Source organism: Paracidovorax sp. MALMAid1276 (assembly GCF_049198005.1).
Taxonomy (GTDB): Bacteria; Pseudomonadota; Gammaproteobacteria; order Burkholderiales; family Burkholderiaceae_C; genus Acidovorax.
The window spans coordinates 1-4,099 of the sequence record NZ_JBMIRS010000128.1 but is presented as its reverse complement, the minus strand read 5'-3'; the positions used below and the strand labels follow the sequence as shown (position 1 = coordinate 4,099).

4 protein-coding genes are annotated in these 4,099 nt (G+C 50.4%); 1 reads left to right on the top strand and 3 read right to left on the bottom strand.

The genetic code is table 11. The annotated features are described in order from the left end of the window. On the top strand, nucleotides 1-198 hold a 198-nt coding region (locus ACOQFS_RS08885), incomplete at its 5' end, for a hypothetical protein (RefSeq protein WP_421562532.1). Nucleotides 199-669: 471 nt separating this feature from the next. Here the strand turns inward: ACOQFS_RS08885 and ACOQFS_RS08880 are convergent. The 3 genes from ACOQFS_RS08880 to ACOQFS_RS08870 form a co-directional block, all read right to left on the bottom strand. Continuing rightward, nucleotides 670-2,334 carry an RHS repeat-associated core domain-containing protein gene (locus ACOQFS_RS08880; protein ID WP_421562531.1) on the bottom strand — a complete coding sequence of 555 codons (1,665 nt, stop codon included), beginning with the start codon at nucleotides 2,332-2,334 and terminating at the stop codon, nucleotides 670-672. A gap of 590 nt (nucleotides 2,335-2,924) precedes the next feature. Beyond that, entirely contained in the window at nucleotides 2,925-3,302 is a 378-nt protein-coding gene (locus tag ACOQFS_RS08875; protein WP_421562530.1) for a hypothetical protein, read from the bottom strand. Beyond that, a partial coding sequence (locus ACOQFS_RS08870) for an RHS repeat-associated core domain-containing protein (protein ID WP_421562529.1) occupies nucleotides 3,299-4,099 on the bottom strand: 801 nt, incomplete at its 5' end. The genes ACOQFS_RS08875 and ACOQFS_RS08870, both read right to left, overlap by 4 nt.

Here is a 4,099-nt window from a genome sequence, read left to right as displayed (position 1 = left end):
GCCCAGGGGGTCGAGCTGGCGGGTCTGGGTGATGGCGGCGGGCGCGTGTTCGTGCGCTGCGCCGCTTTGCAGCAGGTGCAGGCTGCGGCCCACTTCACGGTGCAGCTTGTCGCGCTCCAGGTGACCGCGGACCGGTCTGCTGTTGATAACGGAATTGTTCAGGACGGGCTCAATAGTACAAATATGATCTCTTTTTAATAACCAGAAGGATAATCAAAAACACAGGATGAGTCAAAAAAAACAACATCAAAGCCAAAGAAATCCAAAACTTCGATGGATCATCATTCAAATACGATTCCGAAGGGTTTTGAGGGTTAACAACAATAGTGCCGCCCCCCTTTAGTGCTATGTCTTTTATGCCATTTATACGACGAGGAGATTTTTTATCCAGACACCTTAGGCCATCCAAGCCCACCAAACTATTCACATACAAAACACCCTTATATGAATAACTATAAAATACCTCAACATAACGCTCGGAATAGCTGCACTCATCAATCTCTATCGAAATCGCGGGAACTCTAATCCATTCGGATTTTTTATACCTCGCCCCCGCCAAGTCGTAAAATAATATGAGGAAGCAAAGTGCAGCCAAGTAAACAACTGTGAGCCACGCGAGCCCCAGCCAACTGGTTGGCAAGAGATGCAATTTATTTCCCATAAGCTAGCTCAACATTTTTTTGGCGCGCATGTGACGCACGGAAGATTGCTTCGAGGATCTACATTAGACGCAACATTTCCCCCAAAAGCTTGTCCGATAGATTTTGGCGTTAGATTCTGAGCCTTCGCAACATCGGTATAGGCCTCTCGCGCTAGGTTGCCCCACTTGCCCAACCCTCCCCAATTTGTTGGGGGCGTATATTTTCCACCTAACCCTCCGCCGACGGCTCCCATCCCCGCATTCACCCCGAGATCGATCAACGTAGGCTGAGCTCCCTCCAATGCTGCTCCAGTGATGTATTGGCCGCCCCCCGTTACAGCACCAATTGCCATCGCCCCCGTCACAGTCGATCCCAGCAAAGGCATAGCAGCGCCCCCCAACCCTCCCCATACCGTACTATTAGCAACACCCATTAAATCTATATCCTTTAGGCATTTGCCTTCAATTACCTTCTGTTTAACCACATTTGCTGCGCCGCCTGAAAATGCCCCTGCCATAGCCATATAACCAAAAATTGCAAGGGGTGCGAGTAAGCCGGTTGGATCCGAGGCGGATAGAGGTTGATTTAGTCCGTATTCATATAGGTCGCCGCCTCCGTGAAGACCGATAGGATCCTGCGTCACATACTGCCCCACCCTCGGGTCGTAGTACCTGAACCGGTTGTAATGAAGTTTTGTCTCTTGGTCGAATTGCTGGCCCTGGAACCGTATCGGCTGGAGAATCTGGTTGGGGTTGTATTCCTCTTCAATCTCCCCCCAAGCTGTGTACCTAGCCGCCCAGGCCACTTGCCCTTGTTGCTCTCCGTTGGCGTTGATCACCGCAATCGGCGTGCCCAGGTGATCCGTGAGCACGTGCCGAATCGTGAGCGGGTTTTGCTCTTCGCTTTGAGCTTGCATGTCCTTGAGCGCCTGGATCGACTCCCGCACCTGCGCCCGCATCTCCTGCGGCAAGAGCGCTGACAGTTCGTAGCCCGGCTGCAGCACCTCTCTCAGGGCTTCGTGCAGCATCTCTCGTTCGTGGCGAGGCAGCTCTTGGTCCAGGGTGTTGCTCGCTTCGCTGTCGCCCAGGCTCAGCAAGGTTGTGACCGGATCAGCCTGCCCCTCTTTGTCCTTGCTTCTCTGCACCTGCAGCAGTGGCACAAAGCTGCCCGGCTCATACACCGTGTGATGAATGTGCTCTGCAGTTTCCGTGTGCACCAGTCGGACCCCGTCCCAGCCGTAGTGGGTGGTCTGGCTTGGTTGTTGTGCTCCCGCTTGGTGGGTTTTGCTCACCCGCCGTCCGAATGTGTCGTAGCGGTAGGTGGTGGTGCTTTGCACTTTCCCTTGGGCATCGATCTGTATGGCCTCGCGCAGCTGGTGCAGGCTGTCGTAGTGCAGGGCGGTAGTGCTGCCATCGCTGTGCAGGGTCTGCGTGCGGTTGCCCCAGCGGTCATAGCGGTAGTGGGTCGTTCCTTGGTTGTCTTTGCTTCCGCTCTCGCCTTCGGCCTGGCTCCAGCCAATGCGGTTGTCCCGCCATCGCTCCACGGTCTGGTCTGCGGGGCTGTCCGGGTTCTGCTCGGGCTGCAGCAGGTTGAAGCGCGGGTCGTGCAGGTATTGCTGGCCCTGGGCATTCCAGTTGGCGCCGGGTGTTGCGGTCGCTCCTGCGGGTTTACCTGCCCGAGGCGTCAGTTTCACGCGGCTGCCAAATATGGCTTCTTCGAATTATTTCAAGCTTGCACCGCATTTTCTACAATTTCTCCGAAGCATATGATCAAAAATAACATCAAAAAACTCACCTCGAACTGGCCCGATAGGGTGACCACATCGAGGGCAAGAAATATTTCGCAAACACAAGCCAAATACAATTAAATTCACAAATGCTACATACAAAAAGTTCTCGCTTACATAAACCATAAGCGCTCCAATTATCATGCTAATGAAGAAAAACAGGAGGAAAATTATCCTGTACTTTTTTAGCGGCCTCATAAATCAATTTACCTTCCACCCAGATATTTGTCAAACGCACGCACCAGTGCTTCTCGCATACTCCAATCTCCTGTCTCAGCATGAGTTATTGACCCGACGAGCTCCGTGCCTGGACCAACTGTAATTCCTGCTATTCCATTATTATCTTTTGCGACAGTCATGCATACTTGCTGAACACGGCCATTAATGTTCTTTGCAATCCCACGAGACCTGTTCACGCCGCCAAAAACAACGCCCGCCTGAGCAGAAACGCTAGGAATTTGATACCCCCCACGGGACTAGAAAGAAAAACAATGCTCCTACAAACTCATGCCGCAAATATTCTTGTTGACAATTAAATTCGTTCCGTAAGAAACCACCCCCGAAATACCACCAAAGATAAAATAATATATCGTGATAACATTCCAAGCCGGAACAAAATGAAAGAATAAAAATACAACTACCAACGTCGCAGTTCCACCAATCATAAATGCGCAACACAGCAGCCAGGGAACCTCCAGGAAATCACTTAAAAAGATCACAGGTGGCAGAAGCAATATTGTTAACACGGCAGCACAAATAAAAACTATTGGCCATACATAAAAAAACAGACTCCAAAAATCATCGTCAAATAAAACAACAAAGCCCAGCGAAACAAAAATCGATGAAATAATAATTCCAAATAAATGCCTCTTCATTTGCAACTCTTCGCATAGTCAAATATATTTTTATCTACACCATTCCACAAAGTGTCTGCCAGGGCGTTATTCAAGCCGCCCATTGCCCCAACACCTTCGCCGTAGGTGTGTACTGTTATGTTATTTGCGCTCTCCGTCACCCATCGTCGGACTATACCTGGGTATAATAGATGGCCTTTCTCTGTTATATTTGTAACCATCGTTCTATCTGCATTTATAGAATGACTCACTGGCCCTACTGGTATTGCAAAACCCCTTTGCCCATCTTTAATAGGCTCCCCACTGGCGCCAGGCGCTGGAAACTTCATTAATCCATCTGAAACATTTTTCAGAGTGCATCCCGCCGTCCCTTTAGAGCATGAGTTTCTGACGTTATAACTGTGAAAATTAGGATTATTTTCATCAAACAAAAGCACTCCTTTCTGATCCTCACCTATTAGACCTGGATAACTTGATCTGCCATTACTAAGATATCCGCGTTGCGCCATCGTGCCCGGCTCAAGACCCAACGCGTCGATCCACCCCAATGGATCACCTCCCACAAAGGCATATAGATTTCTCCCGCCCATTAATCCAATAGGATCCTGAGTGATGTACTGCCCCACGTTTGGGTCGTAATACCTGAACCGGTTGTAGTGAAGGTTCGTCTCTTGGTCGAATTGCTGGCCCTGGAACCGTATCGGCTGGTGGATCTGGTTTGGGTTGTACTCATCTTCAACCTCCCCCCAAGCTGTGTACCTGGCCGCCCAGGCCACTTGCCCTTGTTGCTCTCCGTTGGCATTGACCAACGCAATCGG

Bases quoted from the DNA above. Each gene is read 5' to 3' on its own strand.
- ACOQFS_RS08875 (WP_421562530.1), bottom strand. From the start codon at position 3,302: ATGAAGAGGCATTTATTTGGAATTATTATTTCATCGATTTTTGTTTCG.